The sequence below is a fragment of the Dyella sp. SG562 genome, from assembly GCF_011759495.1.
Taxonomy (GTDB): Bacteria; Pseudomonadota; Gammaproteobacteria; order Xanthomonadales; family Rhodanobacteraceae; genus Dyella_D; species Dyella_D marensis.
Genome location: NZ_JAAOYS010000005.1, coordinates 344930 through 360757, shown reverse-complemented (window position 1 = coordinate 360757; position 15828 = coordinate 344930). Strand labels below are relative to the sequence as shown.

Sequence of the window (15828 nt, the reverse complement as noted above, 5' to 3'; positions counted from 1 at the left end):
TGTGTGTCCTAACGGTCGATGCCCAATTCAGATGAAGTCGACCTGCTGACATGCGCTCCAAGAAAGACGCCAACCATGATGTTCTAGCCAAGTGCTTTCGAGACCTCGGATGTACGGTCATGGATACGGTCAGTACGGGGATCTCTGGCTTCCCTGACCTGGTTGTCGGTTGTGTAGGTCGGAATCATCTCGTGGAGGCCAAGAACCCCAAGACCGCCTACGGTCGCCGCGGTCTCAACGACAACCAAACCGCCTTCGCACGGGACTGGCGTGGCGAACGTATCTTCACCGTCTCATCTGAGGATGAGGTGATCGCAGTGGTGCAGAACTGGAGAAGGGCGTGAAACGCAAGCCACGAATTAGGCTGGTGTTTGGACAGTGGAGGTGCGGTGTCTATTGCGGAGGCTACTACCTGTCAGTAGCTGGAGAATCGATGGTGGAAGCATTCGCAGAATGGGAGCGCCAGAAAGGCGACATAGGCATCAAATGAACGAGCTAACGCCTAAACAGGTCAAGGGTCTGCCTACTGCAGCGCTCAAGCTGATCCAGAGCGACCTGCGCAAGCGGTTGGTGCCGGATTCCGTACGACAAGCCCAAGCCTTCCAGCGGTCGCTGGTGTGGGTGGATAGAGAACTCAAACATAGAAAGAGGGGAGAGTGATATGCACATTGGCCGAATGATGGCTAGGCTCAACCCGAAGAACGTCCGGTTCGATGTCGGATCGGGAGGCATCCCCGAGCTTACTCCGCAGGACATCGCCGCTGCCCTCGGCATGGTGGAAGATGGCATCGGCCGGGAAATGCTCTGCCAGGTCTGGTGGCCGGATGGAGCCAAACTGACCGAGGCACACCTTCTCGAAGTGCTAGCTGACGCCCAGCGCCAAGAATGGCAGAGGCGGGAAGACGACATGCTGAATGCTGTGCTGGCCGTTGCCCAGCGTGGCGACCGTGCCCGCGGAATCTACGCATCGGCTCACGCCAATCGATGGCCGCGGCTGATCCATGTGAAGACCGAGCTGCCGTTTGCTGCGCCAGGCTACTTCAAGGTACGAAAGGCGGTTATTCGGGAGATGCAGGGGGCAGGGCTGTGCCCTATCTGCAATGGCCGAACGATCACGATTGACGCAACAGGTCCCGTCAGGATGTGCATGGCCTGCCTCGGCAGTGGCCACCAATCCGTAAGTAGTCGTGCACGGGCGGAAGCCTGTGGGATCGAGTGGAAGACCTTCCATAGCGACTGGCAGAGGGTGTACGAATGGACCGCCGAGCTTTGCGCCCAAAGCCTGCTCCGTGCACACCGTCAGTTCGTTGAGGCGATTGGTGGGTGTTAGGTCCACCATAAAACCCCATAGACTCGCGCGTAGTTGTAGTAACCTAGATTTGTCGGTGAATGCGTAGGCTGGTACGCAGCGTGGTGATGGCTACCTAACGCCATTCGCACATTTCGAACGTGTAGGTGAGAGCTGAACGCGCAGCCTTAATGCTGGAGATTGAGTTCGCAAATAGCCGGTCTAGTACGCTCTCGCCGGGTCAGGACGCTACCAAGCGGAATGTAAGCCGGAGTTCAGTGCCGACCACCGACAAGTACTGCCAGGACATGTCTGTGGGCTTTTAGCTCATGGCGTGTTCTTCGGGAAACCGATGACGGCCGGGAAAGACCGGCTCCTAATCCAGGCCCCGCCAAGCGCGGGGCTTTTTCTTTTCTGGAGCCAACATGCAACCGAGCCAAGACGCCTACAACTTGGTCAAGGCGTCCGAAGGGTTGCGACTGGATGCCTATCCCGATCCGGCTAGCGGTGGCGCACCCTGGACAATTGGGTACGGCCACACAGCTGGCGTCAGGAAGGGCGACTCGATCACCGAGGACAAGGCCAATGATCTTCTTGGCGAGGACTTGTCGATTGCCGCAGCAGAGGTGAGTCGGCTGGTCATGGTTCCTCTGACACAGGGCCAGTTCGACGCCCTGTGCGACTTCGTGTTCAATCTCGGGGCGGCGAATCTCGCCAGCTCCACGCTGCTCCGGGTTCTGAACAAGAAGGACTACTCCGGCGCCGCAGTCCAGTTCAAGTTTTGGGTGATGGCTGGCGGAAAGGCTATGCCTGGCCTCATCAAGCGTCGAGCCGCCGAAAAGGCGCTATTCGAGAAAGCCGCATGAGCCAGGAATTCACTACCTGGGCGCTAGGTCTTGGCGGATCGCTGATCTTGATGCAGATCGGCTGGATCTCTTGGCTGACGCGTCGCCTTGCTGCGCACGAGGTCAAGGTCGCTGAGGAGTACGTCCACAAGGACGCCATGGCCTTCTTCGACACCAAGACCTCTCAAGCCCTCCAGAAGCTTGAGAGCCAGGTCGATGAGATCCTCAAGACGCTCTACGAGCTGAAAGGGAGATCAGGGCAGTGAGCGAGGAACAGGGGGATAAGCTCGATCGACAGCTGGATGATCTGAGGCAGATCCTCAAAGATTTCCCGCGGCGCGGCATCAACGGTCAAACCAACGCCCATAACGTCAACATCAACGGCGGCAGCTGGATCAACACGCTGTTCATGGCGATCTGCTTCGCCTGCTCTTTCGTCAGCACGACCATGTATGTCGTTGCCCGGTCGGACTGGAACGCCGAGAAATCCGATATCAAGTCTCAGCGGCGCGAGGAAATCCAGCGCCTTGAGGGCGATATCAAGGAACTCCGCAGCCAAGCGGAGACCCAGCAAGCCTACCTGAACGAAATCTACCGGACCCTCAAGAAATGAGCACTCCCCCGATCATCATCATCATTGGGCCGCATGCCTATCACTTCGCCAATCTGGCGGAAGCGGCTGCGTTCCTGGAAAGCCAGAAGTCCGACGAAGTCGAGGCGCCACAGTCGTGAGCCTGCGCGACCATCTCGTCGACGACTGGCAGGAGTGGAAACGCTGGTGGTCGATGCGGTGGATATTGGTATCCGCTGCCCTTGGCGCGGCGCAGCAAGCGTGGCCCATGCTTCCGAGTGAATGGATAGCTGCATTCCCGCATTGGGTTCGGCTCGCACTTGGCATCGGAAGCCTGTCGACCGTTATGGCGGCAGGTGCAGCGCGGATTGTTCGGCAGAAGAAACCCGACGAGATCGCCTGACATGCTCGCCTCGCTGGAAGCCAAGCTCATTGCCATTGGGCTGGTTCTGGCTGCGCTCGCTGGCGGGTTCATCTGGTACGGCCACACCCGTTACGAGGCCGGAGCTGCATCAGTTCAGGCCAAGTGGGACATCGATAAGAGCGCCCAGGATGAGGCAGTAGGCAAAGCCTCTGCCGCCTCCGTCGCCCGCTTCAACAGCCTCACCAGCCAGTTCAACCAGCTCAGCGCGAAGTACGAGGAAATGACCCATGACCCGATGCCGGCTGTGGCTGATTCCGTGTCTGCTGGTGTACGCAACGGCACTCTCGGGCTGCGGGGAGAAGTCGAATGTCCGGTACATTCCGGCACCGTCGATGCCGCTACCGCCCGTTCCCGCGCCGCTGATGCAGCCGCCACCCAAGCCCTTGCAGACCGCGTCCAAGCTGCAATCGCTGCTGTTCGAGCCGGTGACGAAGCCGACCAGCGGGAACGCCAACTCGGCCAGCAGGTAGTGGCGTTGCAGGGGATTCTTCGGGCGGAACGAGAAACGAGTTCGCCATGACCGAAGGTAAGAAGCCGACCGACTGGGAGCGGATCGAATCCGACTACCGAGCCGGACTGCTGTCCGTGCGAGAGATTGCCGCTACCCATGGCATCTCCCATACGGCCATCAACAAGCGCGCCAGGACCGATGGATGGGACCGTGACCTGTCGGCCAAGATCAAGGCAAAGGCAGACGCGCTGGTTTCCAAGCGCGAGGTTTCCAGTCAGGTTTCCACGGAGAGGTCAGAAACAGACAGGTCGATCATCGAGGCCAATGCTGAGGTTATCGCCAACGTCAGACTGGCCCATCGCAAGGACATTGGAAGGGCACGCGTCCTAGCCATGGCCCTCCTTGAGGAGTTGGAAGGACAGACCAGCAACAGGGAGTTGATGGAAGAGCTGGGTGAACTTCTTAGCGGATCCAAGGAACAGGATGGGCTGTCGGACAAGATGATGGCGATCTACCACGCTGTTACCAGTCTGCCAGGGCGAACCAAGACCATGAAGGACTTGGGCGACACGCTTCACAAGCTAATCACGCTTGAGCGCGAGGCATACAGCATCGCTGATCCCAAGCAGATCAAGCTCGGCGTCTCCCTTGAAGACCTGATCGCCGGCGACGAAGACAGCAAGTGAGCCAGCTCGCCGCGGCACAGGATCGCATCCGTCAGTGGCGGGTCGATCCAGTCAAGTTCGTGCGCGACAACTTCGACATCGAGCCTGACGCGTGGCAATTGGATGCGCTGATGGCGCTGGGTGGCGAGACCAGCCCGAAGCGCAAGCTGTGTCTCAAGGCATGCACGGGTCCGGGCAAGTCGGCCACGCTGGCCTGGGCTGGGTGGCATCGACTGGCTTGCTTCGCGGCTAAGGGAGAGCATCCCAAGGGCGCGGCTCTGTCGATCACAGGTGACAATCTTAAGGACAACCTCTGGTCCGAACTGGCTAAGTGGCAGGGGCGTTCGAAGTTCCTGCAATCCGCCTTCACCTGGACCAAGGAGAAGATCTACGCCAACGATCACCCGGAGACCTGGTTTCTCTCGGCGCGGTCGTTTGCGAAGGACGCCAACACGGAGGCGATCGGTCGAGCGCTATCCGGCCTGCATAGCCAGTTCCCGTTTGTCCTGCTGGATGAGACGGGTGACATGCCGGTGGCAGTGGGCAAGGCGGCGCAGCAGATCTTCACGGGTGGCCCGAGAGACGCCGCGGTTATCCAGGCTGGTAACCCGACCAGCACGGATGGGTTGCTGTACGAGTCCTGTGTCACCGGTGCGGCGTCGTGGAAGATCATCACGATCACGGCCGATCCCGATAACCCGAGTCGAACTCCACGCGTCAGCGTAGAGCACGCTCAGGAGATGATCGACAGCTACGGGCGTGACAACCCGTGGGTGATGGCGACGATCCTCGGGCTGTTCCCGCCAGCCGGCTTTCGGTCGCTGCTGGGTATCGAGGATGTGAATGCCGCGATGAACCGGCACTACAGGGAAGCGGACTACGAGTCGTCAGCCAAGATTCTCGGTGTCGACGTGGCCCGCGAGGGTGACGATGCAAGCGTGATGTTTCCCCGGCAGGGCGTCGTGGCCTTCGAGCCTAAGGTCATGCGCAACCTGCGCACTACGGATGGTGCCGGCATCGTGGCTCGCAAGGAGCAGGAATGGAGCTGCGACGCCACTTTCATCGACAACACGGGCGGCTTCGGTGGAGGCTGGATCGACAACCTCCAGATGCTTGGTCGGCGACCTATCGGAGTGCATTTCGCCTCGGCGGCAGACGATGGTCGGTACGCCAATAAGCGTGCCGAGATGTGGTTCAAGATGGCGGAATGGATCAAGAACGGCGGGGCGATTCCCAAGGTTCCCAACCTCATCGCTGAACTGACCACGCCGACGTACTCGTTCAAGGGCGACAAGCTCCTGATCGAACCCAAAGAAGACATCAAGAAGCGCCTAGGCCGGTCGCCTGACCTGGCCGACGCCCTGGCGCTGACATTCGCTTACCCAGTCACTCCCCGTGGCCTCAAGCTGCCGAACTACGGCCAGCAGAGGCAGGAATACGACCCCTTCGCGAGGCTTCGAAACTAATGTGCTTCGGTGGAACCTCCGCACCCAAGGTGCAGCAGACGGCTGCGGTAACGCCCGTCGTGCAGCCTAGCCAGGCCGTGTCAGATACCGCTGACGCCGCCGCTGCGGCTGAGCGCCGTCGCCTCCAGTCGATCGCAGGCCAGCAGTCAACCATCGTCACGGGAGGCAGCGGCGCGGCGACCCCCACGGGCGGCTCGAAGACGCTGATCGGCTCCTGATATGGATGCAAAGGTGAAGTCTCCGCCGTCCCCTGGAGTCGGCGAGACCAAGTTGCAGCGTTACAAGAAGCGCGCACTTGCCCTTGACCGCGACCGCCAGACATTCGAGCCGCATTGGCGCGACATCCAGCGATTCATCTCGCCGCGCTCCGGTCGCTGGTGCTTGGCGGAACAGAACCGCGGCCACAAGAAAGATCAGTACGTCCTCAACTCCGCTGCGACCATGGCGTCCAAAACGCTTGGCGCTGGCATGTTCTCGGGGATGACGAACCCGGCCAGGCCGTGGTTCCGCTTGTTCACCACTGACCCCAACCTCATGGAGGTGACGGCGGTCAAGAACTGGCTGTACATCGTTGAGGAGCGCATGCGGTCCGTCCTGGCCCGCTCGAACCTTTACTACGTGCTGCCAAGCGTCTTCCGCGAGCTTGGCGATTACGGCACGGCGGCTGTGTACTGCGAGCCCGATGATAAGGATGTCATCCGGTTCTATCCGATGACGATCGGCACCTATTGGCTTGGTACCGACGCGAGGCGGGATGTCGACACGCTGCGCCGCAAGCTGAAGATGACCGTCCGTCAGATGGTCGAGAAGTTCGGGTATGAGAACTGCTCTCTTTCGGTGCAGTCGTCCTGGACGAACGGCAACCTGGAGGAAGAACGAGAGATCGAACACCTCATCCAGCCGAACGTCGACCGTGACAGCTACAAGCTGGACGCCAAGAACAAACCATGGTCGAGCTGCTATTGGGAGATCGGCAACTCGGACAAGTTCCTGCGCGAGTCGGGGTATGACTCCAAGCCATTCATGGCGCCGCGATGGGATCTGATCGGCGAGGACACTTACGGGTCGAGTCCTGGCATGGATGCGCTGGCTGACACGAAGTCGCTACAGGTGCGCGAACGCCAGCTTTCGGAAGCGTATGACAAGCACCTGGATCCGCCGACGTATGGCCCGGCTGAGCTGGACAACCGCACGGCAAGCTTCATCCCCGGACAGTTCACGGCCATCAACATGGGCCAGAACTCGGGGGGTATCCGGACCATCTACCAGACTCAGCCCGACTTCCAGGGCGCTCTGGCGGATAAGGGCGACATCATCCATCGCATCCGTGACTGCTACTACACCAGCCTGTTCCTCGCTATCTCCGGCCAGGTCGACGATCCTAGCAAGACCGCCTACGAAATCAGCCAGATCAATCAGGAACGCCTGTTGATGCTTGGCCCGGTGTTACAGCGTCTCAACAGCGAGATGCTGGATCAGATCATCGACATGACCTTCGAGACGATGCTGATGCAGTCTCAAGGCATGGACCCGGCAACTTGGCTTATCCCGCCGGCTCCGCCGGAGCTGGAAGGGCAGCCGCTCAAGGTCGAGTACACCTCGGTACTGGCGACGGCCCTCAAGCTGCTTGAGGTGGGTTCGATCACGCAGTTCATGCAGTTCATCGGATCTCTCGCTCCGCTCGATGCGCAGATTCTTGACGTGGTGGACTTCGATCAAGCCGCTCAGCAGGTGGGCAACGATCTTGGTGTGCCTCCGTCGATCATCCGTAGTGACGACGATATCGCCGCCATTCGTCAGCAGAAACAGCAGCAACAGCAGCAGGCCATGCTTGCTGCGCAGGCGCCGGCGGTCGCTCAGTACGCGAAGGCGGCGAAGGACGCAGGGCAGGCAGTGGCATCGCCTGGATCGCTGCTTGGGGCGGCTGGCGCTGCGGTTAACCAGGGCGCGGGCTGATGAGCGGACGCCGATCGCCAAGTCAGCAGGAAGCCGACAAGAAGCGCATTGAAAACATCCGAAATGCCGACCTCAAGGACATCAAGTCGCTGATGGATCACCCGGAGTTCCGTCGGTACATCCGTCGGTATCTGGAGATGACCAGCGTCTTCAAGACCACCTTCACGGGTTCCAGCGAGACCTTCTTCAAGGAGGGTCAGCGCTCTGTGGGAACAACCATGTTCGGCGAGCTGATGTCAGTCGCTGACGACAAGTACCTGGTGATGATGCGCGAGCGCACCAACGCCGATCTGTTCCCGCCAGACGTCGAGCAGGACGACTGACATCAAGCTTCATAGACAGCAGGCTGAGGCCTGCGAGGAGGAGGTATGTTCGTTGAATACAAAGTGCGTCCGGTGACTCGGTATCTGGTGACTCGGTACATGTCGGAAGGCGATGGCGCAGGAAGTTCATCCATCCAGGGTGAGTTTGATTCTGAGCACGTTGCCTATGAGGTCGGCTATGCCCTTTGCCGCGCTGAGCATGATCGCCTTGGGTATCCGGTGGGTGACGAACGCATTCAGTATCCGGAAAAGCCCGTGCTTGCCAGGGCACCAAAGCAGTTAGACCCGACAGATCAAGATTAAGCGATTGATTCCATTCCGTTGCGGGATTCCCCGTAACGACCAACCAAAGCCGCCTCCGGGCGGCTTTTTTATTGCCCGAGGTTCCCATGACCGAGCAGTCCACCGCCGCCGCTACACCAACCACGGATGCGGCCGCCGCCAATGCAGAGTCGACTACCGCGACGTTGGTCACCGACGCCGCGGCCACCAAGACCGACGCCAGTACGCAGACTGCGCCGGACACCACACAGGCCAACTCCGGAAAGGCCGATGAGGTGACCGACAAGCCCGCAGGCGCGCCGGAGAAGTACGAATTCACCCCGCCTGAGGGCACGCAGGTTGATGCCGCTTATCAGACGAAGTTCGAGGGCGTTGCCCGCGAGCTGAACCTGACTCAGGAGCAGGCAAACAAGCTGTACGCGCTCGGCGGCGAGATGGCACAGGCCCAGCAAAAGGCGTTCGAGACCGCTCTTACCCAGCAGTCCGATCAGTGGGCCGAAGCCTCACGCACTGACAAGGAGATCGGCGGCGAGAAATTCGATGCCAGTGTCTCCGTCGCACGTAAGGCGCTCGCCACCTACGCGACGCCTGAACTCCGAACCCTTCTCGAACAGACCCGGCTCGGCAACCACCCCGAGGTACTGCGCCTGTTCCACCGCATCGGCACGTCCATCGCCGACGACAAGTTGGTGAATGCCGCTTCCGCAGGTGGCAGCGAGCGCAAGTCAGCCGCCCAGGTGCTGTTCGACCACCCGTCTTCCAATCCTCAGAGGTAACAACTCATGGCTACTCTCACCGTTCCTTCGGGCGCTGTGACGCTGCTCGATTGGGCCAAGTCCATCGATCCGGATGGCAAGGTCGCAAAGGTCGCTGAACTGCTCTCGCAGTCCAACGAAATCCTGCTCGATATGCCGTTCATCGAGGGCAATCTGCCCACCGGCCATCGCGCCTCCATCCGCACCGGCCTGCCCACCGCGATCTGGCGCAAGCTGTACCAGGGCGTTCCGCCGTCCAAGTCGCTTCGCGCGACCGTGGAAGATGCTTGCGGCATCCTGGAAGGTCGCTCCGAGGTCGATAAGGACTTGGCCGATCTCAATGGCAACACTTCGGAGTTTCGTCTGTCCGAGGGCCAGGCCTTCATGGAGGCGATGAATCAGGGCATGGCGCAGGCCCTGTTCTACGGCGACTCCACGCTGAATCCTGAGCAGTTCAACGGCCTGGCACAGCGATACAACACCATCACGGTGGCGAACTCGCAGATCGCGAAGAACGTCATCGGTGCTGGCGGTTCTGGCAACTGCACCTCGGTGTGGCTGATCCTGTGGGGCGCCGAAACCATCACCGGCATCTTCCCCAAGGGTTCCCAGGCTGGCTTGCAGCACCAGGATCTCGGCGAAATCGACGCGTTCGACGCCAACAACGGTCGCTTCCGCGCCATGGCCGACATCTACAAGTGGAAGTGCGGCCTGCACGTCAAGGATTGGCGCTATGCCGTCCGCATCGCGAACATCTCGATGACCGATCTTCTCGGCCAGTCTGGCACCCAGGCCAATACGGCCTCGACGTGGTTGCCGAAGCTGATGGTCAAGGCACTGGCGCGCATTCCGCATCGCGGCATGGGCCGTGCGGTGTTCTACGCCTCGCGCTCCGTGAAGGAGATGCTGGCTGTCGGCGCGTTGGACAAGTCGCAGAACGTGCTGTCGATCCAGGATGCCTTCCAGCAGTACGGCAAGGTCGAACCCGGCTTCGTGGCACAGGGCGGCACCGTCAATGTGCTCGGCGTGCCGGTCCGCACCGTGGATCGCATTCTCGAGACCGAGAGCGCACTGACCTAATCCCACCTTCGATACGAGGAATCTCACATGTACGTCGACAAGCAGACCGAGTTCTCGGATTCGCAGGCGGTCACCGCTACTGCGATCTCCACGAACGTCCTGGACATCTTCTCCACCCTTGCCGGTGGCACCACCAACGCGGCGGGCATTTCGCCCAACGCCCGCATCGACATCGGCTCCGGCCCTGGCGACCTGTACCTGATGGTTTCGACCGCGGTCACGGCCACCGATACCGGCAGCGATGCAACCCTGACGATCACGCTGGAATCGGCCGATGACGCCGCTCTGAGCACCAATGCCCAGGTTCACTTCTCCACGCCGGCCATCGCCTTCGCCAGCTTCGCCACCGCCGGCACCACGCTGGTGGCGATCCGTCTTCCGGCTGGCCTGTACCGCCGCTATGTCGGTATCCGCTACACCGTTGCCAGCGGTCCGCTGACGGCAGGCGCCTTCGATGCCTTCCTGACGCCGGCCACCAACATCAACCGCATCTACGCCTCTGGCTTCACGGTCCAGTAAGGAGGGTTCGCCATGGCAAACGTCAAGGTTGTCGCCATCGAGAACGGCCACGATGGCGTGCAGTACCGCAATGCCGGCGAGGAGTTCGAGGTGGACGCCAAGCGCCTGAAAGACGGTTCGACGTGGTTTGTCGAATCGGTCAAGGCCGATCCCAGCATCAAGGAAGGCGCTGGCGAGTAACGCATATCCCCGAGGCAGTGACTTGAGAGGCCCCTAGTGGGCCTCTCTCTTTTTCAGGGCCGGCCATGACTTCGAAGATCGATATCTACAACCGAGCCTTAGCCCGAATCGGGGTGGATCAGTTCATTTCCGATCCGCAGGCGACGAGTAAGCAGGGCAACCTGTACCGACTGTTTTATGACTATTGCGTGGATCAGTGTCTGTCGGATTTCCCATGGGGCTTCGCAACGACCATTGTCCCGGCCGCCATGGTATCTGGTGATTCGCCGGCAGGATGGCAGTTCCAGTACGCCTATCCGATCGATGGCCTGGCTGTTCGTCAGGTTACCGATGCGATGGGAGCGCGAACGGTCTACATCTCCTACCTTCGCGATTGCTGGAGCGACGCCTATCGCGTCTTCCAGCCGCCCGCATGCCCCGTGCCTTGGAAGGTCATGACCGCCAACGCTAACGGCTCGGATGCCAAGGTGATTGTGACGGACTTGGATCAGGCCTACCTGCTTTACACCCGTCGCATCACAGACCCCAATCAGTTCGATCAAGGTTTCATTGATGCTCTTTCCTGGCGTATTGCCATGGAAGTCGTCACCACGTTCGTTGGTGTTCCTCAGGGCGCACAGCTCGCCATCACGCTCGGCAACCAGTACCGAAACGCTCTCCTCACGGCCCGTGCTCAGGCACTCAACGAATCGGGCCAGGACTATAAGCCCGACCCAAAGGCCATCGCGGCACGCGCATGACCGATCTCATCCAGCCTTCGTTTACGGGTGGCGAGCTTAGCCCGACGCTGCATGCGCGCGTTGACCTTGCCCGCTATCAATCCAGTCTCAAGACATGCCGAAACCTGATCGTCTCTGCCTACGGCGGCGTCTTCAATCGCCCCGGTACGCAATACATCACGACGGCAAAGTCGCAGAACCGCCTTATCCCATTCCAGTTCAACATCACGCAAAACTATGTGATTGAGCTTGGCGAGCTGTACATGCGCTTCATCGCCAATGGGGCGTACGTATTGTCTGGCGGTGTGCCAGTCGAACTAGTCACTCCATGGCATTTGTCTGATGTGTGGGATCTGAACTACACCCAGTCCGCCGATGTGATGTACTTCGCGCATCAAAGTTATCCGCAGCAAACGCTGACCCGCACGTCGTCCACGTCGTTCACCTTGGCGCCGTACGCGGCGCTTGAGGGACCGTTCCAGCCGATCAACTCAAATCAGGCGATCCAGATGGCCGCCTCCGCGGTCTCTGGCAACGTAACGGTCACCTGCAACTCGTCCGTCTTTAACGCCACGATGGTCGGCATGATGCTGTACATGGAGAACAAGAACCTCTCCACGCTGAAACCGTGGACGGCTGGCGAGAAGAATGTCGCCATCGGGCAGTTCCGCCGTAATGCGGGCAAGACCTACCAGGCCATTCAAAATGCAGGCGTCCCGTCTGGCGGTTACACCCTGACGGGCGGGAACGGTCCAAGCCACGATCAAGGGTCGCAGTGGGATGGGCCTGGCGACACGCGCACCGATGGGACCGCCAATTACACAGTTGGCATCCTGTGGCAGTACGTCGATTCAGGCTATGGCATCGTCCAGATCACCGGGTACACCTCGGGCACGTCGGTTTCTGCCCTGGTGATGAAGCAGCTTCCTGCCGGTGTCGTGGGCGGCACTGGAAGCCCCGGCGGATCCTGGTCGTTCACTGGCGACGGCACCACGCTTACCTTCTTGATCCCTGGCAACACGTCGAACATCCCGAGCCTCTACTCGGTGACGATTGCCGGCGTCCCGATCCCCGATAACCCGAACAACCCGCCGAATCCTACGGGTCCGGTATCCGACTGCGTCCATGTGGACAGCTTCTTCCCTGGCGGCTTCACAGCCTTGGAGTGCGACGGGCGCGATGTGGTAGTGGTCGACCATGCTGATCTTTCGGTATCGATGGCTCCGGCCAAGCTGTTCCGCACCTCTGTTCAGCCTTGCTGGAAGATCACGACCGCTTCCGGGGCATGGCTCATCATCTCCAAGTGCACGCGGTGCGAGACGCTGGAGCTAGGTTTCGTCTACGGTGATGAGCTTGAAGGTCTGTCCCTGCCCATGGGTGGCGATGACTTGGATTTCCAGTGGGACACGGTCGAATCCGTGCGTGAAGCTGGTGACCTTCTGGTCGCACATGTCGACACGGGAGACCGCAACTACGCCGCAGGCGGTGAACGTGGCCGCTACATCTCCACCCACAACGTCATCATGGTGAAGGGCTGATGGCTACGCAGGGTTGGACGATCAACAACACGGCGCACACCATCACGTTCTTTCAGCCGCCGGCCAATGGAGCGGCCATCGCCGTGAAGGAATATGCCCAGGGCGCGGTTAACTCCACGGACTACTGGGCCTTTGGCGCCTGGGGTCCGTCAGTCGGCTATCCCGGCGTGGTCGAATTCTTCGGCCAGCGCCTGTTCTTTGCCAGCACGGCCAATAGCCCGCAGACCTTGTGGGCCAGCAAGACCAGCAACTACACGAACTTCGGTAAATCGGTACCAACTGCCGACGATGACGCTATTACGGCGACGATTGCGGCGCGACAGGTCAATGCGATTTCTGACCTCATCCCGCTCAAGGACATGATCGTCCTGACCGTGGGTGCGGAATGGAAGTCCGGCGGTGGACAGAACAACGTCCTCACCCCATCCACGATCAGCTTCGTTCCCACGACCAACTACGGCTCATCTAACCTTCCGGCGCTGGTCATCGGTGACAGCGGGATCTTCGTGCAGGGCAGGGGAAGCTACGTCCGCGACATCGGCTACCAGTTCTCGGTGGACAACTACACCGGCAACGACCTAACCATCTTCGCCTCGCACCTGGTGCAGGGATTCACCATTGTTGACTGGGCCTACCAGCAGACTCCGTGGTCGGTGATTTGGGCGGTTCGCAATGATGGTGTTCTGCTCGGCATGGCCTACTTCAAGGAGCAGCAGGTCTCTGGCTGGTTCCATTGCGACTGGGTGAACGGTTTTGTGGAATCGGTCTGTTGCGTCACGGAGGCCGGCAAGGATGTCGTGTATCTGTCGATTCGGCGGATCATCAACGGGTCCACGGTGCGCTACATCGAGCGTATGTCGGATCGGTTCTTTTCGGATCAGCGCGACTATTTCTTTGTTGACGCCGGCCTGAGCTACGACGGCCGAAACTCCACCACGGCGCCCACAGCCACTATGACTTTGACGGGCGGTACGTCCTGGGTATCTACCGAGACGTTGACGCTGACGTGCACCGGCTATGCGCCGTTCACCGGATCCAGCGTGGGCAACTGGGTCAAGCTCTACGTCTACACCACCCAGCTCGATGATGACGGCAATGTCGTCACCGACGAGTTCGGAAATCCGGTCCAGGTGCAGACCCTGTGCGTTGTCCAGGTGTCGGCCTTCACCTCTAGCTCCGTGGTGTCTGTGCATCCCATCGGAATGGTTCCCGTGCCTTTCCGTAACGTCGCTATCGGATCATGGGACTACTGCCCCAAGACCTTCTCGGGCCTATCCCATCTGGAAGGGCAGAAGGTGGCTATCCTTGCCGATGGCAACGTGAAGCCGCGCTCCACAGTGACGGGCGGCCAGGTGACCATCGATTACCCGGCCTCCGTTGTCCACATCGGACTGCCCATTCAGTCGGATTTCGAGACGCTGGAGGTCAACGTTCCAGGCGGCGAAAGCATCCGCGCCAAGAACAAGTCGATCAACCAAATCACGCTGATCGTTGAGAACACCCGCGGCGCGAAGTTTGGCCGCGATGTGAACGATCTGACCGAGGTTCCCAGCCGTCAGGTCGATGATGGGTACTACAACCCGAACAGTCTGCAAAACGATCTGATCGACGCCTATATCACCAATGTGTGGTCGAAGCAGGGTCGCGTGTTCATCAGGCAGGACGATCCTTTGCCGCTAGGCATCCTGGGGATCATCGTGGATACGAGCGTCGGCGGTAACTGATGCACATCCACATCGTTTCCGTCGAGCCATGGCACGTCGATGCAGTGGCAGCAAACATGCGCCAGGAAGACGCCAAAGAGGTGATGGAGCTGGCTGGATTCAGTCCGTTCGAGGCGCTTGAGACGAGCCTGTCGCACCCGGGCGTCAGCTATACGGCCCTGTTCGATGGTGAGCCGGCGGCGATCTTCGGTGTTGTTCACCCGTCACTGATGGCTGCTGTGGGTATCCCGTGGCTACTCGGAACGCCATTGCTTGAGACCCATTGGCGAGCGTTCGCCAAGGCTTCCCGTGTCGTCATGGACAGGCTTAAGGCCGAGTACCCAGTCATGACCAACGTCACCCACGCTGACAACCGACTTAGCATGCGCTGGCTTCGCTGGCTTGGCGCCACGTTCGATATCGAAGGCATCCACGCGAGGTTCACCCTATGTGCGCGGTAGCGGCCATTCCCTACATCATTGCTGCCGTAGGAACGGCGGCGGCTACGGCTTATCAGATTCACGCCAACAATCAGGCCGCCAAATACCAGCAGGGCGTTGCAGATCAGAACGCCGCTCTGGACAAGCAGCAGGCATCTAACGCACTTGCCGAGGGCAGCTATGAAGCTGACCAGGCCCGCATCCGTGGCAACCTCCAGCGCGGTCAACAGGTCGCTGCCTTGGCCGCCAACAACGTCGATGTGACCACGGGTAGCGCTTCCGACATCCTCGGCGACACGGCGATGTTCACCGAGCAGGATAAGCAGCAGGCGCAGATCAACGCCGCCATGAAGGCTCGCGGCTACAACATCGACGCGCTCAATCAGAAAGGCGCTGGCGACTTCGCCCAGTGGAATGCCAAGACCAGCAACACCGCCGCGCTCATCAAGGGTGTTTCAGGCATCGCTGGCGATATCTACGGTGGCATGGGTGCAGCGTCTTCCCCGAGCCTTTCCAACGCCTCGAACACGACCATCCTCAACGGCGGAACCTACACCGGGCCGCAAAGCCTCTCCACCAAGTGGCCCGGAAGCAGCGGGCGTATCAACTGGCTTGGACGATAA

The 15828-nt window shown here is 60.2% G+C and carries 22 protein-coding genes; all 22 read left to right on the top strand.

The genetic code is table 11. The features are described from left to right. Positions 1-119 precede the first annotated feature (119 nt). The 22 genes from FHW84_RS12490 to FHW84_RS12390 all read left to right on the top strand — a co-directional run bounded on the left by FHW84_RS12490 (position 120) and on the right by FHW84_RS12390 (position 15828). Positions 120-344 carry a hypothetical protein gene (locus tag FHW84_RS12490; protein ID WP_167255930.1) on the top strand — a complete coding sequence of 75 codons (225 nt, stop codon included), beginning with the start codon at positions 120-122 and terminating at the stop codon, positions 342-344. Between the two features lie 317 nt (positions 345-661). Beyond that, complete coding sequence (locus FHW84_RS12485) at positions 662-1330, top strand: hypothetical protein (protein WP_167255928.1); 669 nt, start codon at positions 662-664, stop codon at positions 1328-1330. Between the two features lie 383 nt (positions 1331-1713). Next, on the top strand, positions 1714-2154 hold the full coding sequence (locus tag FHW84_RS12480) for a lysozyme (RefSeq protein ID WP_167255926.1): 441 nt from the start codon (positions 1714-1716) through the stop codon (positions 2152-2154). Then, positions 2151-2399, top strand: a complete 249-nt coding sequence (locus FHW84_RS12475) for a hypothetical protein (protein ID WP_167255924.1) — start codon at positions 2151-2153, stop codon at positions 2397-2399. The genes FHW84_RS12480 and FHW84_RS12475 overlap by 4 nt, the downstream gene beginning before the upstream one ends. Continuing rightward, entirely contained in the window at positions 2396-2746 is a 351-nt protein-coding gene (locus FHW84_RS12470; RefSeq protein WP_167255922.1) for a DUF4391 domain-containing protein, read from the top strand. The genes FHW84_RS12475 and FHW84_RS12470 overlap by 4 nt, the downstream gene beginning before the upstream one ends. After that, the gene (locus FHW84_RS23390; RefSeq protein ID WP_279589734.1) at positions 2743-2865 is read left to right on the top strand and encodes a hypothetical protein; all 123 of its coding nucleotides are present in this window, start codon (positions 2743-2745) and stop codon (positions 2863-2865) included. The genes FHW84_RS12470 and FHW84_RS23390 overlap by 4 nt, the downstream gene beginning before the upstream one ends. Beyond that, positions 2862-3107 (top strand): hypothetical protein, encoded by a 246-nt coding sequence (locus tag FHW84_RS12465; RefSeq protein WP_167255920.1) that lies wholly within the window; start codon positions 2862-2864, stop codon positions 3105-3107. Before FHW84_RS23390 ends, FHW84_RS12465 begins: the two co-directional genes overlap by 4 nt. A gap of 1 nt (position 3108) precedes the next feature. Next, positions 3109-3648, top strand: coding sequence for a hypothetical protein (locus FHW84_RS12460; RefSeq protein WP_167255918.1), 540 nt, complete (start codon positions 3109-3111; stop codon positions 3646-3648). Next, positions 3645-4265: a hypothetical protein gene (locus FHW84_RS12455; protein WP_167255916.1), complete on the top strand. Its 621-nt coding sequence runs from the start codon at positions 3645-3647 to the stop codon at positions 4263-4265. Before FHW84_RS12460 ends, FHW84_RS12455 begins: the two co-directional genes overlap by 4 nt. Then, the gene (locus FHW84_RS12450) at positions 4262-5710 is read left to right on the top strand and encodes a hypothetical protein (protein ID WP_167255914.1); all 1449 of its coding nucleotides are present in this window, start codon (positions 4262-4264) and stop codon (positions 5708-5710) included. Before FHW84_RS12455 ends, FHW84_RS12450 begins: the two co-directional genes overlap by 4 nt. A gap of 270 nt (positions 5711-5980) precedes the next feature. After that, on the top strand, positions 5981-7666 hold the full coding sequence (locus FHW84_RS12445; RefSeq protein ID WP_167255912.1) for a portal protein: 1686 nt from the start codon (positions 5981-5983) through the stop codon (positions 7664-7666). After that, positions 7666-7989 (top strand): hypothetical protein, encoded by a 324-nt coding sequence (locus FHW84_RS12440; RefSeq protein ID WP_167255910.1) that lies wholly within the window; start codon positions 7666-7668, stop codon positions 7987-7989. Before FHW84_RS12445 ends, FHW84_RS12440 begins: the two co-directional genes overlap by 1 nt. Before the next feature lie 45 nt (positions 7990-8034). After that, entirely contained in the window at positions 8035-8292 is a 258-nt protein-coding gene (locus tag FHW84_RS12435) for a hypothetical protein (protein WP_167255908.1), read from the top strand. Between the two features lie 86 nt (positions 8293-8378). Then, positions 8379-9047 carry a peptidase gene (locus FHW84_RS12430; protein WP_167255906.1) on the top strand — a complete coding sequence of 223 codons (669 nt, stop codon included), beginning with the start codon at positions 8379-8381 and terminating at the stop codon, positions 9045-9047. 6 nt (positions 9048-9053) lie between these two features. After that, positions 9054-10106 (top strand): major capsid protein, encoded by a 1053-nt coding sequence (locus FHW84_RS12425; protein ID WP_167255904.1) that lies wholly within the window; start codon positions 9054-9056, stop codon positions 10104-10106. A 27-nt stretch (positions 10107-10133) separates the two neighbouring features. Further along, positions 10134-10625, top strand: a complete 492-nt coding sequence (locus FHW84_RS12420) for a Bbp16 family capsid cement protein (RefSeq protein ID WP_167255902.1) — start codon at positions 10134-10136, stop codon at positions 10623-10625. Between the two features lie 12 nt (positions 10626-10637). Further along, on the top strand, positions 10638-10805 hold the full coding sequence (locus FHW84_RS12415; protein ID WP_167255900.1) for a hypothetical protein: 168 nt from the start codon (positions 10638-10640) through the stop codon (positions 10803-10805). Positions 10806-10870: 65 nt separating this feature from the next. Further along, positions 10871-11545 carry a hypothetical protein gene (locus tag FHW84_RS12410; RefSeq protein WP_167255898.1) on the top strand — a complete coding sequence of 225 codons (675 nt, stop codon included), beginning with the start codon at positions 10871-10873 and terminating at the stop codon, positions 11543-11545. Beyond that, a complete protein-coding gene (locus FHW84_RS12405) occupies positions 11542-13062 on the top strand; it encodes a hypothetical protein (RefSeq protein ID WP_167255896.1) in 1521 nt (506 codons plus the stop codon). The genes FHW84_RS12410 and FHW84_RS12405 overlap by 4 nt, the downstream gene beginning before the upstream one ends. Beyond that, positions 13062-14786, top strand: a complete 1725-nt coding sequence (locus tag FHW84_RS12400) for a hypothetical protein (protein ID WP_167255894.1) — start codon at positions 13062-13064, stop codon at positions 14784-14786. The genes FHW84_RS12405 and FHW84_RS12400 overlap by 1 nt, the downstream gene beginning before the upstream one ends. After that, positions 14786-15226, top strand: a complete 441-nt coding sequence (locus FHW84_RS12395) for a hypothetical protein (RefSeq protein WP_167255892.1) — start codon at positions 14786-14788, stop codon at positions 15224-15226. The genes FHW84_RS12400 and FHW84_RS12395 overlap by 1 nt, the downstream gene beginning before the upstream one ends. After that, positions 15214-15828, top strand: a complete 615-nt coding sequence (locus FHW84_RS12390; RefSeq protein WP_167255890.1) for a hypothetical protein — start codon at positions 15214-15216, stop codon at positions 15826-15828. Before FHW84_RS12395 ends, FHW84_RS12390 begins: the two co-directional genes overlap by 13 nt.

Bases quoted from the DNA above. Each gene is read 5' to 3' on its own strand.
- FHW84_RS12490 (WP_167255930.1), top strand. From the start codon at position 120: ATGGATACGGTCAGTACGGGGATCTCTGGCTTCCCTGACCTGGTTGTC.
- FHW84_RS12485 (WP_167255928.1), top strand. From the start codon at position 662: ATGCACATTGGCCGAATGATGGCTAGGCTCAACCCGAAGAACGTCCGG.
- FHW84_RS12480 (WP_167255926.1), top strand. From the start codon at position 1,714: ATGCAACCGAGCCAAGACGCCTACAACTTGGTCAAGGCGTCCGAAGGG.
- FHW84_RS12475 (WP_167255924.1), top strand. From the start codon at position 2,151: ATGAGCCAGGAATTCACTACCTGGGCGCTAGGTCTTGGCGGATCGCTG.
- FHW84_RS23390 (WP_279589734.1), top strand. From the start codon at position 2,743: ATGAGCACTCCCCCGATCATCATCATCATTGGGCCGCATGCCTATCAC.
- FHW84_RS12460 (WP_167255918.1), top strand. From the start codon at position 3,109: ATGCTCGCCTCGCTGGAAGCCAAGCTCATTGCCATTGGGCTGGTTCTG.
- FHW84_RS12455 (WP_167255916.1), top strand. From the start codon at position 3,645: ATGACCGAAGGTAAGAAGCCGACCGACTGGGAGCGGATCGAATCCGAC.
- FHW84_RS12440 (WP_167255910.1), top strand. From the start codon at position 7,666: ATGAGCGGACGCCGATCGCCAAGTCAGCAGGAAGCCGACAAGAAGCGC.
- FHW84_RS12435 (WP_167255908.1), top strand. From the start codon at position 8,035: ATGTTCGTTGAATACAAAGTGCGTCCGGTGACTCGGTATCTGGTGACT.
- FHW84_RS12430 (WP_167255906.1), top strand. From the start codon at position 8,379: ATGACCGAGCAGTCCACCGCCGCCGCTACACCAACCACGGATGCGGCC.
- FHW84_RS12425 (WP_167255904.1), top strand. From the start codon at position 9,054: ATGGCTACTCTCACCGTTCCTTCGGGCGCTGTGACGCTGCTCGATTGG.
- FHW84_RS12420 (WP_167255902.1), top strand. From the start codon at position 10,134: ATGTACGTCGACAAGCAGACCGAGTTCTCGGATTCGCAGGCGGTCACC.
- FHW84_RS12415 (WP_167255900.1), top strand. From the start codon at position 10,638: ATGGCAAACGTCAAGGTTGTCGCCATCGAGAACGGCCACGATGGCGTG.
- FHW84_RS12410 (WP_167255898.1), top strand. From the start codon at position 10,871: ATGACTTCGAAGATCGATATCTACAACCGAGCCTTAGCCCGAATCGGG.
- FHW84_RS12405 (WP_167255896.1), top strand. From the start codon at position 11,542: ATGACCGATCTCATCCAGCCTTCGTTTACGGGTGGCGAGCTTAGCCCG.
- FHW84_RS12400 (WP_167255894.1), top strand. From the start codon at position 13,062: ATGGCTACGCAGGGTTGGACGATCAACAACACGGCGCACACCATCACG.
- FHW84_RS12395 (WP_167255892.1), top strand. From the start codon at position 14,786: ATGCACATCCACATCGTTTCCGTCGAGCCATGGCACGTCGATGCAGTG.
- FHW84_RS12390 (WP_167255890.1), top strand. From the start codon at position 15,214: ATGTGCGCGGTAGCGGCCATTCCCTACATCATTGCTGCCGTAGGAACG.